This is a genomic window from Halorubrum sp. CSM-61, from assembly GCF_003781945.1.
Lineage (GTDB): Archaea > Halobacteriota > Halobacteria > Halobacteriales > Haloferacaceae > Halorubrum.
Genome location: NZ_RJJW01000002.1, coordinates 83,476 through 101,860, shown reverse-complemented (window position 1 = coordinate 101,860; position 18,385 = coordinate 83,476). Strand labels below are relative to the sequence as shown.

The 18,385-nt window shown below is 71.0% G+C and carries 15 protein-coding genes; 3 read left to right on the top strand and 12 right to left on the bottom strand.

The genetic code is table 11. The features are described from left to right. Window positions 1–21 precede the first annotated feature (21 nt). Window positions 22–861 (bottom strand): proline dehydrogenase family protein, encoded by an 840-nt coding sequence (locus tag EDM04_RS03660; protein ID WP_123619803.1) that lies wholly within the window; start codon window positions 859–861, stop codon window positions 22–24. A 150-nt stretch (window positions 862–1,011) separates the two neighbouring features. On the opposite strand from EDM04_RS03660, the gene EDM04_RS03655 reads away from it, so the two are divergent. Together EDM04_RS03655 and EDM04_RS03650 are read left to right on the top strand one after the other, a co-directional pair. Next, the gene (locus tag EDM04_RS03655) at window positions 1,012–1,554 is read left to right on the top strand and encodes a CDP-2,3-bis-(O-geranylgeranyl)-sn-glycerol synthase (protein ID WP_123619802.1); all 543 of its coding nucleotides are present in this window, start codon (window positions 1,012–1,014) and stop codon (window positions 1,552–1,554) included. Between the two features lie 83 nt (window positions 1,555–1,637). Beyond that, window positions 1,638–2,651 (top strand): aldo/keto reductase, encoded by a 1,014-nt coding sequence (locus tag EDM04_RS03650; RefSeq protein ID WP_123619801.1) that lies wholly within the window; start codon window positions 1,638–1,640, stop codon window positions 2,649–2,651. Window positions 2,652–2,663: 12 nt separating this feature from the next. On the opposite strand, the gene EDM04_RS03645 is transcribed toward EDM04_RS03650, so the two are convergent. The 10 genes from EDM04_RS03645 to EDM04_RS03600 all read right to left on the bottom strand — a co-directional run bounded on the left by EDM04_RS03645 (window position 2,664) and on the right by EDM04_RS03600 (window position 13,885). Further along, on the bottom strand, window positions 2,664–4,397 hold the full coding sequence (locus EDM04_RS03645; protein ID WP_123619800.1) for a hydantoinase B/oxoprolinase family protein: 1,734 nt from the start codon (window positions 4,395–4,397) through the stop codon (window positions 2,664–2,666). Next, the gene (locus EDM04_RS03640) at window positions 4,394–6,532 is read right to left on the bottom strand and encodes a hydantoinase/oxoprolinase family protein (protein WP_123619799.1); all 2,139 of its coding nucleotides are present in this window, start codon (window positions 6,530–6,532) and stop codon (window positions 4,394–4,396) included. The genes EDM04_RS03645 and EDM04_RS03640 overlap by 4 nt, the downstream gene beginning before the upstream one ends. Before the next feature lie 9 nt (window positions 6,533–6,541). Continuing rightward, the gene (gene hisH, locus EDM04_RS03635) at window positions 6,542–7,201 is read right to left on the bottom strand and encodes an imidazole glycerol phosphate synthase subunit HisH (protein WP_123619798.1); all 660 of its coding nucleotides are present in this window, start codon (window positions 7,199–7,201) and stop codon (window positions 6,542–6,544) included. Window positions 7,202–7,278: 77 nt separating this feature from the next. Further along, on the bottom strand, window positions 7,279–8,370 hold the full coding sequence (gene phnE / locus EDM04_RS03630; protein WP_123619797.1) for a phosphonate ABC transporter, permease protein PhnE: 1,092 nt from the start codon (window positions 8,368–8,370) through the stop codon (window positions 7,279–7,281). Between the two features lie 22 nt (window positions 8,371–8,392). Next, window positions 8,393–9,178, bottom strand: a complete 786-nt coding sequence (locus EDM04_RS03625) for a phosphonate ABC transporter ATP-binding protein (protein ID WP_123619796.1) — start codon at window positions 9,176–9,178, stop codon at window positions 8,393–8,395. 28 nt (window positions 9,179–9,206) lie between these two features. Next, window positions 9,207–10,355 (bottom strand): phosphate/phosphite/phosphonate ABC transporter substrate-binding protein, encoded by a 1,149-nt coding sequence (locus EDM04_RS03620; RefSeq protein ID WP_123619795.1) that lies wholly within the window; start codon window positions 10,353–10,355, stop codon window positions 9,207–9,209. Window positions 10,356–10,457: 102 nt separating this feature from the next. Further along, entirely contained in the window at window positions 10,458–11,096 is a 639-nt protein-coding gene (locus EDM04_RS03615) for a uracil-DNA glycosylase family protein (RefSeq protein WP_123619794.1), read from the bottom strand. Window positions 11,097–11,533: 437 nt separating this feature from the next. Next, complete coding sequence (locus EDM04_RS03610; RefSeq protein ID WP_123619793.1) at window positions 11,534–13,003, bottom strand: glycerate kinase; 1,470 nt, start codon at window positions 13,001–13,003, stop codon at window positions 11,534–11,536. Window positions 13,004–13,110: 107 nt separating this feature from the next. Next, the gene (locus EDM04_RS03605) at window positions 13,111–13,698 is read right to left on the bottom strand and encodes a DUF99 family protein (RefSeq protein WP_123619792.1); all 588 of its coding nucleotides are present in this window, start codon (window positions 13,696–13,698) and stop codon (window positions 13,111–13,113) included. A 4-nt stretch (window positions 13,699–13,702) separates the two neighbouring features. After that, complete coding sequence (locus EDM04_RS03600; RefSeq protein ID WP_123619791.1) at window positions 13,703–13,885, bottom strand: DUF5786 family protein; 183 nt, start codon at window positions 13,883–13,885, stop codon at window positions 13,703–13,705. Between the two features lie 128 nt (window positions 13,886–14,013). On the opposite strand from EDM04_RS03600, the gene EDM04_RS03595 reads away from it, so the two are divergent. Next, window positions 14,014–14,655, top strand: a complete 642-nt coding sequence (locus EDM04_RS03595; protein WP_123619790.1) for an MBL fold metallo-hydrolase — start codon at window positions 14,014–14,016, stop codon at window positions 14,653–14,655. A 475-nt stretch (window positions 14,656–15,130) separates the two neighbouring features. Here the strand turns inward: EDM04_RS03595 and EDM04_RS03585 are convergent, their stop codons facing one another. After that, on the bottom strand, window positions 15,131–18,049 hold the full coding sequence (locus EDM04_RS03585) for a DEAD/DEAH box helicase (protein WP_206424417.1): 2,919 nt from the start codon (window positions 18,047–18,049) through the stop codon (window positions 15,131–15,133). Between the last annotated feature and the right edge of the window lie 336 nt (window positions 18,050–18,385).

The following is an 18,385-nucleotide window of genomic DNA, read 5'->3' as shown; positions in this document are numbered from 1 at the left end:
GTCCGCGGACCGTCGCCGCCCTCATCGACCCGCGACCGCCCGCAGCGCGAACGTCAGGTTCTGTCTGCGCTCGCGGACCCGCCGGTAGAAGTACGAGAGCCACTTGCTCCCGTAGGGGGCGTACTGAGCCACGGCGACCCCCTGCGCGGCGAGGTCGCGCTGGGCGTCGTCGCGGACGCCCATCAGCATCTGGACCTCGTAGTCGGTCCCGTGCTCCCGGGCGAGCCGATCGGCAAGCGCGATCATCTCGGGGTCGTGCGAGCCGACCGCGATCCCGCGGTCGCGGCGCTCGAAGAGGAACTCGAGGTCCTCGCGGTACGCCCTGTCGACGCGCGACTTCTCTTTGTACGCGATCGACTTCGGCTCGTCGTACGCGCCCTTCACTAGCCGGATCTTCCCCGGCACGTCCCGGAGGCGATCGAGGTCCTCGCGGGTGCGCTTGAGGTTCGACTGGAGACACTGCCCGACGCTCCACGGGTACTCCGCGGCGATCGACTCGAAGGCGTCGAGGGTCGCGTCGGTGGTGTCGGCGTCTTCCATGTCACACCAGACGAACGCGTTCAGCTCGTGGGCGCGGGCGACGATCTCTCGGTAGTGCTCCTCGAACAGCTCGTCGGACACGTCGAGGCCGATCTGGGAGGGTTTCACCGAGACGCAGGCGTCGAGCCCGCTGTCGGCGACGTCCTCCAAGAGCGCGAGGTACGCGTCGGCGTCGGCGCGGGCGTCTCCGGGATCGTCGTAGTGCTCGCCGAGCAGGTTCAGGACGACGGCGACCCCGTCCTCGTTGCGCGCTCGGGCGTGCTCGATGGCTTCGGGAACGCTCTCGCCGGCGACGAACCGCCGCGCGATCGGAGGGATCATGGGTCACACTCGCGGCGGTAGCGACTTCACTGTTGCCGACCGGAGGGGGTTCGGGGGCGGACGCGTGCGGGCGCCGGTGAGCGCCGTCCCCACAGCCGAATGTCGCCGCGATCCGGGATTTATATACTCCCGACGAGCGACGACGCAGGTATGATCGGTTCGCTCGTCGCGACCGCGTTCTGGGCGATGCTGCCCGCTTACGTGCCGAACAACGCCGCGGTGCTGGCCGGCGGCGGCCGGCCCATCGACGGCGGGCGCGAGTGGCGCGGCGCTCGCCTGCTCGGCGACGGGAAGACGTGGCGCGGCACCGCGGTCGGCACCCTCGCCGGGGTCGCCCTCGCGCTCGCGCTCAACCGCATCGCGGAACCCGCGAGCGCCGCGCTCGGCGTCGACCTCCCGATGTTCGCGCTCCCCGCCGCGGTCGCGCTCGCGTTCGGCGCGATGTGCGGCGACATCGGCGCCTCCTTCCTCAAGCGCCGGTCCGGCCGCGAGCGGGGGGCGGCGTTCCCGGGGCTCGACCAGCTCGACTTCGTCGTCGTCGCGCTCGCGGCCGTCTTCGCCGTCGACACTGACTGGGCGCTCGCGGTGTTCACCCCGTCCGTCCTCGTCGTCGTGCTCGTGATGACGCCGATTCTCCACGTCGTCACGAACGTCGGCGCGTACGCGCTCGGGTTAAAGAACGAGCCGTGGTAGGGATCCCGGACTCCCGACAGTTGTTCTCACGCCACATCCGCTTGCTGTAGGTTTTTGCGGCGACGGGGACTACCGATCGATCGATGACTCCCGAACTCGACGAGATCGACCTCGACACGGTCCCGCTCGGCCGAACCGGCCTCCGGACGAGCGAGCTCCAGCTCGGCACGTGGCGGTTCGGCCGCGTGACCGAGGCGGGCAACGTGGAGATCGACGAGGCCCGCGCCCACGAGCTGCTCGACGGGTACGAGGCCGCCGGCGGGCGCTACATCGACACCGCGGACGTGTACGGCGGCGGCGACTGCGAGCGCTGGATCGGCGACTGGCTCGCCGATCGCGACCGCGAGCGCTACACGATCGCGTCGAAGGTGTACTGGCAGATCCGCGACGGCGACCCGAACAGCCGCGGCACGAACCGCAAGAACGTCCGACACCGCGTCGACGCTCTCCTCGACCGGCTCGACACCGACTACGTCGACGTGCTCTACATCCACCGCTGGGACGACGAGACGCCGGCCCGCGAGCTGATGAAGACCCTGAACGGGCTCGTCGAGTCCGGCAAGGTCCACTACCTCGGCGCCTCGACGCTCCGCCCGAACGCGTGGAAGGTCGCCCGCGCCAACGAGATCGCCCGGAACGAGGGGTGGGAGCCGTTCAAAGTGCTCCAGCCGCGCTACAACCTCGTCGACCGCGAGGTCGAGGGCGACTACCTGGAGTTCGCGCGCCAGCGGAACCTGGCCGTCTCCCCGTGGAGCCCGCTCGGACAGGGCTTCCTGACCGGGAAGTACGACCGCGACGAGGACCTCCCCGAGGAGTCGAAGGCCGCCGAGTCGAGCCGCTTCCAGGAGGCGTACCTCACCGAGGAGAACTTCGACCTCCACGACGAGCTCGACGCGATCGCAGAGGAGGTCGATGCCACGCCCGCGCAGACCGCCCTCGCGTGGCTCGCCCACCGGGACGGCGTCACCGCGCCCATCGTCGGCGCGCGCACGACCGACCAGCTCGCGGAGAACCTCGCGGCCGCCCAGATCGATCTCTCCGACGAACAGGTCGACCGGCTCACCGCCGCGAAGCCCGGCCCGTACGACGGGCTGTAGGGCGCGGCGCTCTCACTCTTCGGTCGGGTCGCCCTCGGTCGTCTTCCCGTCCGTCCGGTCCCGTTCCCTCGCCGCCGGGTCGCGCTCCGCGGGGTCGCCGTACCCGCCGCCGCCCGGCGTCCGGACCGTCACCGTCGTCCCCGGCTCCACGTCGACGGTCGCCTTCGCCGGGACGGGCTCGCCGTCGATCAGGTTCTCGCCGAGCGCGCCCGGCTCGCCGCCCTCGTGTCCCGCGGGCGCGTGTCGGCGTCGCTCGGTCAGAAGCGAGACCGTCGCCGCGGTCTCGACCCGGACGCTCCGCTCCAGTCCGAGTCCGCCGCGTTGGCGTCCGTCGCCGCCGCTGTCCGGGCGGAAGGCGTACCGCTCCACCCGGAGCGGGTACGCCGCCTCCAGCGCCTCGACGGGCGTGTTGAGCGTGTTCGTCATCCCGACCTGCACGCCGTCCATCCCGTCGGCGTCCGGGCGCGCGCCGAACCCGCCGCCGATCGTCTCGTAGTAGGTGAACGACTCTTCGGCGTCACCGTCGCGGTCGCCGCCCTCGCCACGGCCGCCGCCCTCACCGCGGCCCCCAGCGCCCCCGTCTCGATTCCCGATCGTGAGGTTGTTCATCGTCCCCTGTCCCCCGGCGGTCACCCGGTCGGGGGCCGCCCCGCCGAGCGCCGCGAGGACCACGTCGACCGCGCGCTGGCTCGTCTCGACGTTCCCCCCGACGACCGCCGCGGGCGGCTCGGGGTTCAGGATCGATCCCTCGGGCGCCGACACCGACACCGGCTCGTAGCAGCCGTGGTTCGGCGGTATCTCCGGATCGGTCACGCAGCGCACGGCGAAGTAGACCGCGCTCTTCGCGACCGCGAGGGGGGCGTTGCAGTTCCCCGCGACTTGGTCGGCGCTCCCCGCGAAGTCGACCGCGAGCGACCCGCCGTCGATCGTCACCGTCGCGCGGATCGGGATATCGGAGTCGGTGACGCCGTCGCCCTCCAGAACGTCATCTGCCTCGTAGCTCCCGTCCGGAAGGTCGCGGATCGCGGCGGTCGTCCGCTCGCGCGAGTAGTCGATCACGGCGTCGAAGGCGGCCTCGAGCCGGTCGCGGCCGTGCTCGTCGGCGAGGTCGCGGAGCCGGTCGCCGGCGCGCTCGTTGGCGGCGAGCTGCGCCTCGAAGTCGGCGCGCCGCTCCGCCGGGTTCCGCACGTTCGCGAAGATCAGGTCGAAGGCGTCGTCGACTCGGTCGCCGCCATCGGCCCGGTCTCCCCCCTCGACGAGTCGGATCGGCGGGATACGGAGCCCCTCCTGATAGATCTCGCGGGCGCCGGCCGGCATGCTCCCGGGGGTCATCCCACCGACGTCAGCGTGATGGGCGCGGGAGACGGCGAAGCCGACCACGTCGCCGTCGAGCGCCAGCGGCGAGACGAGCGTCACGTCGGGGAGGTGCGTGCCGCCCGTGAACGGGTCGTTGAGGACGAACACGTCGCCGGGGGCGGGATCGCGCTCCCTCACGGCCGCGACCGCCTCCGGCATCGCGCCGAGGTGGACCGGGATGTGCTCCGCCTGCGCGACCATCCGTCCGCCGGCGTCGAAGAGGGCGGTCGAGCAGTCCCGCCGCTCCGTGATGTTCGGCGAGTACGCCCCGCGGATCAGCACCGTCCCCATCTCCTCGGCGACGCCCTCGAGCTGGTTGCGGAGGACTTCGAGCGTCACCGGGTCGATTTCGGGGTTCGGGGAACCCCTTCCGCTCTCATCGCCGCTCATCGCTCGTCACCTCCGGTCGGTCCCCCGGTGCCGGCGTCCCGCTCCAGCACCACCGTCCCGTCCCGCCGGACGCGACCGCCCCACGCGGGCGGGACGACGGTCGTGCTCTCGGTCCCCGCCAGCACCGCGGGGCCGTCGAGGGTCGCCCCGGGAGCCAGCGCGTCGCGGTCGTAGACGGTCGACTTAACCGCGCCGGCGTCGGGGAAGACGACCTCGCGCTCCCCTCGTTCCGCGTCGACCGCGCCGGTCCGCGAGACCGTCGGAGCCTCGACTTCGACGGTCGCCGTGGCCCGGAGCGTGACCGCTTCCACCGCGGCGTCGAGCCGGTAGCCGTAGGCGCGCTCGTGGGCCGCCGCGAAGCGTTCGGCGAGCGCGTCGGGGGCGACCGCGGAACCGGATTCGCCTTCGCCGCCCCCGGTGTCGACGGTCAGCTCGAAGCTCTGGCCGGCGTACCGGCAGTCGGCGGCGAGTTCGATCCGCGCCGCCTCGGGGTCCGAGACGTCCGCGAAGACCCGGTCGGTCAGCTCCGCGAACGCGTCCGCGAGGTCGGTTTCGGTCCCGTCTCCCAGCGCGAGCCGGACGGTGCGGGCCGCGTCGTGGGTCTCGTCGGCCGCGAGCAGCCCGTACGCCGACAGCACGCCGGCCGGACCCGGGACGAGCACGCGCTCCATCCCGAGGCGGTCCGCGAGCGCGGCCGCGTGCATCGGCCCCGCCCCGCCGAAGGCGACGAGGTCGAACGCGCGGGGGTCGCGGCCGCGCTCGACGGTCACCGACCGGATCGCCCGCGCCATCGTCGCGTTGGCGACGCGGTAGACGCCGCGCGCGGCGGCGGTGGGCGCGTCGAGGCCGTCTTCCGCCTCGATCCCGGCCTCCTCGGCGAGCCGTTCGAGCGCCTCGCGGGCGGCGCCGACGTCGAGCGAGAGGTCGCCGCCGAGCGCCGCCTCCGGGCCGATGTACCCCAGGCACACGTCGGCGTCGGTGACGGTCGCCTCGGTTCCGCCCCGCCCGTAGCAGGCCGGCCCCGGCTCGGCGCCGGCGGACTCCGGGCCGACGCGGAGCGCGCCGCCGGCGTCGGTCCACGCGACCGACCCGCCGCCCGCGCCGACCGTCTCGATGTCGACCGTCGGGGTGCGGAGGGGGACGCCGGCGATCGTCGTCTCCGCGGCCCGCTCGGCGCGCCCGTCGCGCACGAGGCTCACGTCGCTCGACGTGCCGCCCATGTCGAAGGTGACGGCGGCCGGGGCGGACCGATCGCGCTCGGGGTCGCTCTCCGCCCCGTCCCCCTCGGTCGCACCCCCGAGCGTCGCGCCGCCCGCGACCGCGGCCGCGCCGACGACGCCGGCGGCGGGCCCCGAAAGCACCGTCGTCACGGGGCTCTCCCGGACCGTCTCCGCGTCGGCGACGCCGCCGTTCGAGCGCATCACCCGCGGCTCGGGGAGCCCGAGGTCCGCGGCGCCCGCGACGATCCGCCCGAGGTAGTCGTCCAACTCGGGCGTCAGGTACGCGTTCGCGGCGGTCGTCGCCGTGCGCTCGAACTCGCGGAACTCCGCCAGCACGTCGTGAGAGGCAGAGACGGGAACGTCGAGCTCCTCGCGGAGGAGCTCGGCCACTACGGCCTCGTTCTCCGGGTGCGCGTACGCGTGCAACAGCGAGACCGCGACGCTCTCGGCGTCGCTCTCGGCGATCTCCGCGGCCAGATCGCGGACCGCCTCGGGGTCGACCGGTCGCTCGATCCCCTCGGTCGTCGCGCGCTCGTCGACCTCGAACCGTCGCCGCCGGGGGACGAGCGGCTCCGGCTTCTCCGCGTCGAGGTCGTAGAGGGCGGGTCGGGCCTGCCGGCCGATCTCCAGCACGTCCCGGAAGCCGGCGGTGGTCACGAGCGCGGTCCGCGCGCCGTCGCGCTCGAGGAGGGCGTTGACGGAGACCGTGGCCGCGTGCGCGAAGGCGTCCACGTCGGCGGGGGCGATCCCGGCCGCGCTACAGGCCTCGCGGATCCCGTCGAGGACGCCGGCGTGTTGGGGGGTCGTCGTCGGCACCTTCGCGGTCGCGAGGTCGTCGTCGACGACGAGCGCCACGTCGGTGAACGTGCCGCCCACGTCGACGCCGAGCCTGACGGTCGGGCTGTCGTCGGCCATTCGCTGACGCTACCGGTCCGCGCAGTACTCGACGAAGTTCCGGAGGATTCGGAGCCCCGTCTCCCCGCTCTTCTCGGGGTGGAACTGCGTGCCGAACACGTTGCCCGCCTCGTTGGCGACGACCGCGGGGAAGTCGATCCCGTAGTCCGCGGTGGCGACGACCGCGTTCGGGTCGTCGGGCTCGGCGTAGTAGGAGTGGACGAAGTAGGCGTACTCGCCATCTACTCCCTCCACCAGCGGGTGTTCGCGTTCGACTTCGAGCTCGTTCCAGCCCATGTGCGGGACCTTCCGGTCCACGTCGAACCGGACGTTGGTGCCGGGGACCAGATCGAGACCTGTCACGTCGCCTTCCCCCTCGTGGACGGCCTCCTCGCTGGAGGTCAAAAGCATCTGCATCCCGAGACAGATCCCGAAGAGGGGACGGCCGGCGGCGGCGTGGTCGGTCAGCGCCTCGCGTAAGGGGCCGGCGTTCTCCATCCCCTCGCGGAACGCGCCGACGCCGGGGAGGACGACGCCGTCGGCGGCCGCGAACGCCTCGGGGTCGTCGGTGATCTCGACCGACGCGCCCGCGCGCTCCAACCCGCGGGTCGCGGACCGGAGGTTTCCGAGCCCGTAGTCGACTAAAACGACGTCCGCCAGCGTCTCCGCGGGCGGTTCGAAAGTGCTCATACGTCCCCTCGGAGGGGAACGGAAAAGTCGGTTTCCTTTGTGGCAGCCGGGAAGTGGGCGTCCGGGGCGCTACCCGATCACTTCAGCATCGAGTCGGCCATCCGGCGCGGGAAGCCCGTGACGAGCTCCCAGATGCCCATCTCCACGTCGTCGGAGCGCAGCCGCGACCGGAGCCGCTGGCTGAACAGCTCGACGGAGATGATGAGCAGGAAGATGGCGAGCAGCGTCGCCATCATGTTGGTGAATCGCAGCAGGTTCTGCTGGGAGGTGAGCACGTAGCCGAGCCCGCCCGCGCCGATGACGCCGACGGTGACGCCGATCCGGACGTTGATCTCGAAGATGTACAGCGTCCACGCGATGAAGGCCGTCCGGACCTGACTCAACATGCCGAAGAAGACGATCTGGGGCTTGCTCGCCCCGGTCGTCCGCATCGCCTCGATCGGCCCGTCCTCGATCTCTTCGAGCTCGTCGACGAACAGGCGGCCGAGGTTCCCGATCGTGTCGAACGCGATCGCGATCGCGGCCGAGGCGGGACCGAGCCCGAGGAACGGGATGAAGATGAGCGTCCAGATGATCGCCGGGATCGCCCGGATGAACGACATCGTCCCGCGGAAGATGAAGTTGAAGGGGAACGGGGTGACGCGCTCGGAGCCGAGCGTCCCGAACACCAGCGCGAACGGGAACCCGAGGACCGTCCCGACGAACCCCATCGCGAGCGTGATACCGGCCTCGCCGAATATCTGGAAGATCCCGAGCTCCCGGAAGAAAAAGGCGTAGATGTCGACCGGGTTCGGCGGGAACTGGAACAGCAGGCCGCCGATCTCGGGGTCGTACAGCAGGTTCTCCTGTCTGATGAACTCGATGTACTGGCCGAAATCGAGGAACGGGATCACGCCGAAGTAGTTCGTGATCGGGAAGAAGCCCGTCAGCGAGTCGGTGAACGTCTCCAGTCTGGCGTCCGGGTTCAGAAGCTCCGTCGCGGCGAACGCCTGCAGCGTGGCGAACGCGAGGAACGCCAGCAGTCCGGTCCACCCGAGCGCCCGCCGGCGACGCGTCCGCTTGATGTTCTCGAACTGTTCGGTGATGCGGTTCGGAACGTCGGCGGCCGAGTCGGCACCGGCGGCGGCCGCTCCGCTCGCTCCGTCGGAATCCGTGGTGTCTGTTGTCACTCGTAGATCAGCTCCGTTCTCGTCACGACGTCGCGACCTCGTCGGTCGGGACGTCGGCGTCACCGTCGTCGCGGACGAACATCCCCTCGGTGTCGATGTCGCCGTAGAGGTCGTCGATGACGTCGATCGTCAGATCGTCGCGGTACCCGTCGAACACCTTCTCGCCGTCCCTGAGACCGATGAACCGGTGTCCGAACTTCCGGGCGATGTTCACCTGGTGGAGGCTACAGAAGGTCGTCAGATCGCGGTCATCGGAGGCCGTCCGGAGGTAGTCCATCACGCTCTGGGCGCTGCCGGGGTCGAGGCTTGCGACGGGCTCGTCGGCGAGTAAGACGTTCGGCTGCTGGACGAGCGCGCGGGCGATGCCGACGCGCTGCTGTTGGCCGCCGCTCATGCGCCGCGCCTTCTGTTCGGCCTCGTCTAAGAGCCCGACCGTGTCGAGCGCGTCGAGGGCCCGGTGCTTCTCTCCTTCGTCCTGCAGCTGGAGGACGCTGGAGAGGAACCCGGACCGGTGCACGCCGCCCGAAAGCGAGTTCGAGTACGCCGTCATGTCGCCGATGATGTTGTGCTGCTGGAAGATCATCGCGACCTCCGGGCGGGGCTCGACCATGGGCTCGCCGTCGATCAGGATCTCTCCTTCGGTCGGCGAGAGCAGCCCGCTCAGCGTTCGCAGCAGCGTCGACTTCCCGGATCCCGAGACCCCGAGCACGATGACGAACTCGCCCGCGGGGACCTCGAAGGACACGTCGTCGAGCGCGACCGTGTCGCCGAACCGCTTCGTGAGACCGTCTACTTCGATGTAAGTCATAAAGGGAGGGTGTAGTTGGTCGCGTCGCCTACAGTTCGCTCCACTCCAGGCCGAGCTCTCGACCGAGCTCCGCGACGGGGTCGTAGTCCTCCTTGGTCGCCTCGACGACGCCGCTGAACCAGAGCGAGTGCGCCTCGACCAGTTCGAGATCGTCCTGCTGTTCCTCGCTGAGCTCGGACTCGTCCATGTCGAGGATCTCGGGGTCGACGTTGAGCGCCTCGGCGATGTCCGCCTGCGAGTCGTGCTCGAACGCTTCCTGCTCCGCGTCGATCATCAGCTGTCGGATGTCGTCTTTGAGCGACTCCTCCCACGCGGCGTTGCTCACGATCGGCGCGCGCGGGATCGGGTCGGAGACGGCGAGAAGCTGGAGTTCGGGGTCGCTTTCCCCGGCGCCGTCGTACTCCGCGGAGACGTCGACGAACTCCTGTGACATCTCGTCGAACTGCTCCTGCGGGACGTGCCCGGCCGTGGAGAACGCGCCCGTCCCGGCGGCCGCGATCCGGTCGTCCTGAATGAGCTGTTCGCGGGCGGTCGAGTGGTCAGAGGTCCGGAGCTCGAAGTCCTCGGGCGAGCCGGAGGGCGCGCTCCCGATGTCGAGCCCGGCGTTGCTGAGCATGAACAGCGGGAACAGCGTCCCGGAGACCGAGGTCGGCGCGGCCGACGCGACGACCTCGCCCTCGAGGTCCGAGAGCGACTCGATGCCGCTGTCGGCCGTCGTCGTGATGAGCGAGAAGTACTGCTCCGCGCCGTACGCCACTCGCATTCCCGTCACGTCGAGCTCCTCGGGGATCTGTGCGACCGCCCCGGGCGAGGTGTCCGCGAAGAGCCGGTCGCCCTCGCTCGCCCGCCGGAGCTCCTGTGCCGTCCCGGAGTAGCTCGCGGTCGGCTGTTCGACGATCTCGATCTCGGCCTCGGACTCGAGGTACTCGAACAGCGGCTGGTACTGGACCTGGATGTCGATCTCCTCTTCCGCGGGGTTCATCACCCACGTGACCTCCGTCGCCGAGTTCCCGGAGTCTCCCGCGGTGCCGCCGTCCGAACCGTCGCCTCCGTCTTCCGATCCGCCGTCGCTGCCATCGCCACTGCTGTCGGAACAGCCGGCGAGCCCGACTACCCCGGCCGCCCCGGCCGTCTTGACGAACGTTCGCCGATCCGCCGACCACGTGTTATCGGACATACGATTGTGCGTTCGGCTCGCATGGTATATTATTTTCTATGCTTCATATACAGAGGTACTGTGACGGACATTCGCACGGGTTTTCGCGTCGATCCGTCCGTTTCAGAACTCCCCGATCCTCGACTGACCGCCCGACCCGCCGCCGGCGGTCCCGCTCAGCTCGCCCGCCCGCGCGATGGTCTCGAAGAACCCCTCGCGCTGGCTCCGGTCGTACAGCGTCGCCGCCGGATGGACGGACAGCAGCACCCGCCGGGAGGCCCCCCCGATCCGCTCGTCGACCACGTCGCCCGACTCCGAGGTGATCGCCACCGACCGGTCGAGGAGGTGTTCGCTCGGCACCTTCCCGAGGGTGACGATCAGCTCCGGATCGACGCGGTCGATCTCGGTCTCGAGGTACCCCCGGCAGTTCGCTAACTCCCCCTTCTTCGGGTCCCGGTTGTCCGGCGGCCGGCACCGCACGCAGTTGGTGATCCGCACGTCCGCCCGCGCGAGCCCGGCGTCGCGGAGCGCGTCGTCGAGCACGTCACCCGAACGGCCCACGAAGGGCTCGCCCCGCTCGTCCTCCCGTGCGCCCGGCCCCTCGCCGACGAACAGCAGGTCCGCGTCCGTCGGGCCGGTCCCGTTGACGATCTGACTCCGCGACTCGACGAGCGCCGGACAGCGCTGGCAGGACGTCACGCAGAGGTCCTCGTCGAGGGCGTCGCCGGCGGGCGCGTCTCCCTCGTCCCCGTTCTCGGTCATGGAGCGAAGTGCGGCCGGGGGCGACATAAGTCCGTCCGCCTTCCGACGACGTCTCCGTTGGGTGGCGTCTCGATCGCGTGATCGGTGTCGCTATTTATCAACGGTTGCTGACGGCGATCCGGCGGTGGACACCTCCAAAGCCCCAGCCGCGAGGACGACGCACGCTCGCTGCGCGCTTCAGTCGCTCGCTTCGCTCGCTCCTTCCAGTGCTTACGTCGCCTGCGTCGTCCTCGCGGCTGCCCCTTTGAGTCCCGCCCCGCACAGCACTGCACCTCACGCCTCCCCAACCTCGTCGGTGGTCCTCCGCGTTGCTCCGGACCACCGACTCCCTCGCGCGTGCGAGTCGCGCCCTCCGGGCGCTCCTCGGCACGCGCCACCGCATCCTCGGCACGCGCCACCGCACCTCATTTATAAGCAATCGACGTTCTTCCCGGCGCTCAGTCCCGCTCTTCCACGACGATCGCCCGCAGATCGTTGACGTTCGTCCCGGTCGGCCCGCTCCGCAGGAGCGCGTCCGCCTCGTCGAGGAGCGGGTAGACGTCGTGGCGGTCGAGCGCGTCGCGGGCGGCGTCGGGGTCGAGCGTCGTCGCGTCCGCGACGGCCCCGGCGGCGTCCGTGGGGCCGTCGAGCCCGTCGGTGTCGACGCTGGCAACGACGACTCCGGGGTCGCGCTCGCCGCTGCCATCCCCGTCGCCTTCGCCCTCTACCGGCCCCTCCGCGAGCGCCAGTCCCGCGCTCGCGACGAACTCCGCGTTCGGGCCGCCCGTCCCCGGGTCTTCGGCGTCCGCGAGCGTCACGGTCGTCTCGCCGCCGGAGAGCAACACGGCCGGGGGCTCGACCGGCGACCCGCGGGCGACGCACTCCTCGGCGATCGCGGCGTGGGTCGCCCCGGCCTCGCGCGCCTCGCCCCGAATGCTCGCGGAGAGCACCAGCGGCTCGTACCCCCGATCGGCCGCGGCGCTCGCGGCCGCGTCGAGCCCGGTCCGCGCGTTGCCGACGACGAACGCCGCGCTCCGGTCGAAGGCCGGGTCACCCGCGGTCGGCGTCTCCGGCAGTTCGCCGTCGGCGCCCGCACGGAGGCGCTCGCGCACCGTCGCGGGAACGTCGAGGTCGTACCGGTCGAGGACCGCGAGCGCGTCCGCGTACGTCGAGGGGTCGGGGACGGTCGGGCCGCTCGCGATCGCGTCGAGCGGGTCGCCGATCACGTCGCTGACCGCGAGCGTGACGGTCGTCGCGGGAGCGGTCGCGCGCGCCAGTCGACCGCCCTTCACCGCCGAGCAGTGCTTCCGGACCGCGTTGATCTCCTCGATCGACGCGCCCGACGCGAGCAGCTCCGAGGTGAGCGCGCGGAGCTCGCCGACCGAGATCGGGTCCGCGGGCGCGGCCAGCAGCGCGCTCCCTCCGCCCGTGATGACCGCGAGCACGAGGTCGTCGGGGCCGGCGCGCTCGGCCGCGTCGATGACCCGCCGGGCGCTCTCGACGCCCCGCTCGCTCGGGAGGGGGTGGTCGCCGGGGAGGATCTCGATCGCGGTGAGGGGAGTAGACGGCGAGTCGGTCGCGTCTCCGGCCCCCTCGTCCGGCGGGTCGTCCGTGACGGCGATCCCCTCGTCGATCTCCCGGTCGTCCTCGCCGAGCACGCGGTCGACGCCCCCCGCCGCGCCCGCGGTCGCCTTCCCCGCGCCGAGGAGGACCACCCGGTCGTACGCGTCGAGGTCGTACTCGCCGACCGCGCCGTCGACGCCCTCGATCCTGAGGGTCCCGCTCTCGACCGAGGCGGCGTCGCGGATCAACCGCTCCGGGAGCGCGGCCTCGATCCCGGCCGCGAGGCAGTCGAGGGCCGTCCCGTGCGCCGGCGTGCGTGCGAGTCGCTCGCGGTCGCGGAACGTCACGCGGGGGTCGTCGCTCATAGCGGTTGCTCTCGGCGGAGCGACATATATCCGGCGCGGAAGGGCCGGGGGAGCCGGGAGAGGCGGGAGAGACGGAAGCGGCGGGAGAGCCTCGGCCGGGGCCCCGGCTACTCCTCCGTCAGCGCCTCCCGATGGGCGCTCGCCGCGATCGCGGCGACCCGGAGCGGCTCCGGGCGGCGGAACCCCTCGCGCACCAGCCCGCGGACCGCGGCGGCGGCCTCGTCGGCGTCGATCCCGACCGCGCGGACGAACAGGGGTTCGGGAGAGTCGCCCGCGACTCTCCCCGACTCGCCCCGTTCCACCCGAATCCGGGGCGGGAGCGATCGATAGGTGTCGAGCCGCCGCGCGAGCGCCTCGCCGTCGAACGCCTCGCGGAGCGCCGGTTCGAGCCCGGGGCTCGCCTCGTAGCTCACGGCGTACACCGGGCGGTCGAGGGCGTCGTGAACTCGCGGCAGATCGAGGACGTTGAACCACGCGGGCGCGACCCCCGCGACGGCGACGTGGCGCACGTCCTCGCGGCCGAGCCGGTCGAAGAGCGCGATCGCGGCGTCGGTCGCGTCGGTCCCCCCGACCGTACACGCCGCGAACCCGAGCCCGTCGAGGGTGCCGTCGTCCCTGACGACAGCGCCGGCTAAGCGACCGATTCGTTCGCCGTCTGAGAACGCGATACCGAGCGTCCGACTCGGCGCCGTCACCCGATTACGTCTCCTCGGACTTGATCTCCTGCAGCCGGTCGAGGAGCTCGTCGTTCGACGCGCCGGGCTCGTAGTCGACGGACCCCTCGTGTACTTCCTCCGCGGCTCGGACTCCGTCCTCGTCGTCGAAATCCGCGTCCAGGTCCTGGTTCTCCTGTTCGGATTCGTCGTAGCTTCCGAAGCCCATATGTGAGTGAAGCTAACACGCCGCGACTGATAAATCCCCGGGCGCTAGGGGGTGGGGAGAGGGGAGATCCGACGACACGTCTCTGCGGGACTGCACGCTTTTACCCGTTCGACGCCCTTCGTGCGCGTATGGAGCCGATCACCGTCACCGCGGACGCGGAGGAGTTCACCTGCAACGCGTACCTCGTGCCCGGCGAGGCGACGACCCTCGTCGACGCCGGGACGATGCCGGGCGTCGACGACGTGATCGCCGACGCGCTCGACGAGGCGGGCGTCGACGGGCTCGACCGGGTCGTGTTGACCCACCAGCACCACGACCACGTGGGCGAGCTCGACGCGGTGCTCGACCGCTTCGACGCGACGCTCTACGCCAACGCCGCCCACCCGCGACGCGACGTCGCCGTCGTCGACGGCGACGAGATCCTCGTCGGCGACGAGCCCTGCGAGGTCGTCGAGACGCCCGGTCACGCCGACGACCACGTCGCACTCGTGGGCGAGGAACGGCTCTACTCCGGCGACGTGGTCGTCTACAACGACGGCGCGTTCGACGACGGCTCGTTCGGCCGCACCGACATGGCGGGCCAGTCGCGCGAGGCGCTGATCGAGAGCCTGCACACGATTCTCAACGTGCTCCCGGACACCGTTGAGGCGATGTATCCCGGTCACGGCGACGCGTACCGCGCGAGCGACGGTCCCGACACGGTCCGGGAGGTCATCGAGCGCGCGACCGAGCGCGCCGAGCGCCGCGAGCCGAAATACCCGGACGAGTAGCGGGCGAATCGAATAGCTGGCTTCTGTAGCTATTTATAAGAATGTGCGGTGGCGCGTGCCTCCGAGCGGCTGCCCTCGGCAGCCGTGAGGAGCACGCGCGAGGGACGCCGCGAGCGAAGCGAGCGGCGAGGTTGGGGAGGCGTGAGGCTGTGCGGTGCGGTCGCGGTCGGGTGGGACTCAAAGGGGCAGCCGCGAGGGCGAAGCTCGGCGACGTAAGCACCGCAGGGAGCGAACGAAGTGAGCGACTGAGGAGCGCAACGAGCCGCGCGAGTCCTCGCGGCTGGGGCTTTGGAGATGTTCACCGCAGAGTCATCGATCACGTACGGCCGAGCGGCTAGGGCTTTGGCAGTGTTCACCGCAGAGTCATCGATCACGTACGGCCGAGCGGCTGGGGCTTTGGAGATGTTCACCGTGACGTCGACGACAACGGTTTATAAACGACCAACCGAACCGCCAACTCGATCCAAGTACCGATCTAGTCCCAGAACGACTGCGTCCGCGCGTACTCGCGCTCCTGTCGGAGCACGTCGCGGTAGAACTCGTCTTCGTCCTCGCGCAGCTTGTTGATGATCCGCGCGGCGTTGTGCGGGCCGACGCCCCGCGCCGCCAGCGCGATCACCGCGCGCTTCCCGTGGGTCTGGACGAGGCTCGCCGCCCGGTGCGCCCGTTCCGTCCGCCGCTCCTGCTCCTCGTCCTTCTCGGTCGCCCGGACCGCCGCGACCGTCTCCTCGTCCCAGGGGTTCAGCGCGGCGACCCGCGTCGAGCCGCACTCGGGGCACTCCGGCTGGTCGGGGACGCGCCGGACCTTCGTCGTACGCTTCCAGTCGGCGCAGTGGAGACAGAGGAGGATCACGCGGTCGTTCCGGATGCGCTCGCGGATCGTCTCGATCACGTCGGCGTCGGCGTTCTCGGGGACGAGGAACTCGGTCCCGGACGACCGCCCGGCGGTCCCCAGCGGCGTGCGCTCGCGGGCGATCGCGGTCTCGATCGATCCGTCCCGCACGGCTTCCAGCACCGCCGCGGTCTCCGCGACCGCGAGGTCGGCGTGGAACACCTCGCGGAGCGCCTCGTCGTAGACGGGCGTCCCCTCCAGCGCTGCGAGCAGGCGGTCGCCGCCGAACCGCCCCCGTCCCTCGCGGTAGCGCTTGACCGAGCCGAACTTCGCGGCGACCTGCGCGAGCGTGAACTTGAGCGCGTCGGAGTTTTTCAGGGCGAGTTCGAGGTACGCCTCTAAGCGATCCGGGTCGGTCGTCTCCAGCACCTCGCGGAAGGTGCCGGGGCCGACGTCGTGCGGGACCTCGAACTCGATCCGGTACGGGTCCACGTCCATCCCGATCGACGAGCCCGCGCGCTGACCCACGAGCGCCGCGAGCAGGCGCGCGAGCGTCTCGTTGACCTCGTGGCCGAAGGCGGCGTTGACCGCGACGGTGCGCGCGCTCCCCTCGATCGCGATCCGGCGGTCCGTGGGGACCGGGTGGCCGGCGTCGACGTGGTCGACGACCGGCTGCAGCGCGGTCGCGATCGTCGCCTCGTCGGCGGGGTACCGGCCCGCCAGATCGCCCGCGACGGCCTCGGGCGTGGCGCCCGCTTCGAGCGCCTCGGCGACCTCGCCCCGAAGTCTCCCCACTTCCTCTGCCACGGGCTTCGGGACCGGAATCTCCTGGCCGATCCACGAGGGCACCTCGCCCGCGGGGTCGGCGATCGGCGTGACGTTCACTTGCTCCTCCTCCTCGTCGACCTCGGTGATGCGCCACATCTCACCGCGCTGGATGAACGTCTCGCCCGGGCCGGCGAAGTTGACGACGAACCGCTCGTCTAAGGTCCCGATACCCCGCCGCGAGGACATGTCGTACACCTCGTAGGTGGACTCGTCGGGGATCATCGAGAGGTTCGCGTAAAAGTACTGCCACGTGCCGCCCGACTTTTCGAGGGTGTCCGACGCCTCGTCGAGCCACAGCAGGCGGTTGCCGTCGAGTTCGCGGACGATCTCCTGGAACGTGGGCTCGGAGAGGTCCGCGAACGGGTAGGCGCTCGTGACGATCTCGTACGCCTCGCGGGCGTGGACCTCGCCCTCGTCCATCACGATCCCGACGATCTGGTTGGCGACGGTGTCGAGGCTGCCGTGGTGGATCGCGGCCGGTTCCACGAGCCCGGCGCCGGCGCGCCGGGCGATCGCCATCGCTTCGAGCGTGTCGTCGCCGCCCTGCGTCACGACGGTCCCCTCCGACACGAGGTCGCGGCGGTGGCCCGCGCGCCCGACGCGCTGGAGCAGGCGGGCGACCTCGCGCGGGCTCCCGTACTGGACCACGTGGTCGACGCGCCCCACGTCGATCCCGAGCTCCATCGAGGAGGTGCAGACGAGCCCGTCGAGATCGCCCGCCTTGAACCGGTCCTCCACGTCGATCCGCACGTCCTTCGAGAGCGAGCCGTGGTGGACCTCGATCTCGGTGGGGTCCGTAATCTCCCCGTCCTTCTCCTCCCGCTCCGCGAGCGTCTTGAACCGCGAACCGAGCGCCTCCGCCGTCTGTCGCGTGTTGACGAAGATCAGGGTCGACTCGTGGTCGGCGGCGATCTCCCGGATCGTCCGGACGTGGCTCGCGGTCGTCTCGTCGACCGCGAGCTCCCCGGCGAGGGTCGCGTCCCGGTCCGTGATCTCGGGGTCGAGCACCCGCACGTGGGTCCGGGTCCCGGCCGCGACCTCGACGATCTCGAACTCGCGGTCGCCCTCGCGATTCGGGTCGCGTTTCCCCGACCCGACGAGGAACTTCCCGACCTCTTCGGGAGTCCCCACGGTCGCGGAGAGCCCGATCCGCTGGAAGGGCCCGGCCACCCGACGGAGGCGTTCGAGCCCGATCGTGAGCTGCGCGCCGCGCTTCGCCGAGGCGAGTTCGTGGACCTCGTCGACGACGACGTGCGCGACGTCTTCGAGCGCGACCCGCATCTTCGAGCCGGTCAGGATGGCCTGCAGGCTCTCCGGCGTCGTGATCAGCACGTCCGGGGGGTCGTCGGCCTGCTTGCTCCGCTCGTACTGCGTGGTGTCGCCGTGGCGCACCGCGACCTCGACGTCGAGCCGGTCGCCCCACCACTCCAGCCGGTCCATCATGTCGCGGTTGAGCGCGCGGAGCGGGGTGATGTAGAGGGCAGAGATTCCGTATCGCGGCGGGTCGCCGGGCGAACTCCGGGCGTCGACGATGGCGTCGAAGACGGGAAGCATCGCGGTCTCCGTCTTCCCGGTGCCCGTCGGGGCGAGCACGAGCGCGTTCTTCCCCTCGGCGAGCGGCGGGATCGCCTCGCGTTGGGGCTCGGTAGGCGTCGAGAACCCCTGCTCGGAGAGCGCCTCGCGGAGTTCGTTCCCGAGGTGCGCGAACGCGTCCATGCCCGACGGTTCCGCCATTATCTGATCGTCGGACGTTGGGGGCTCGGGCGATTAAGCCCGTCGCTGTACGAGGTTTGTTTATAAGTGGGTGGTAGTGCGGTCGATGATGTCTTTCGGAACGCAAAGGGTCGATCGACAGTGACTCCCTCCAAAGTGCCAGTCGCTCGCTTATAAGTGGTTGTTGTCGGCAGATCGGCGGTGAACATCTCCAAAGCCCCAGTCGCGAGGACTCGGGGGCCTTGCTGCGCTCCTTGCTCGCGTGGCTCGCTGCGGTGCTTGCTACGGCCGCCTTCGCCCTCGCGGCAGGGCGAGAGCGAAGCTCTCGCTTGAAACCGGCGCGTAGCGCCGGTGACA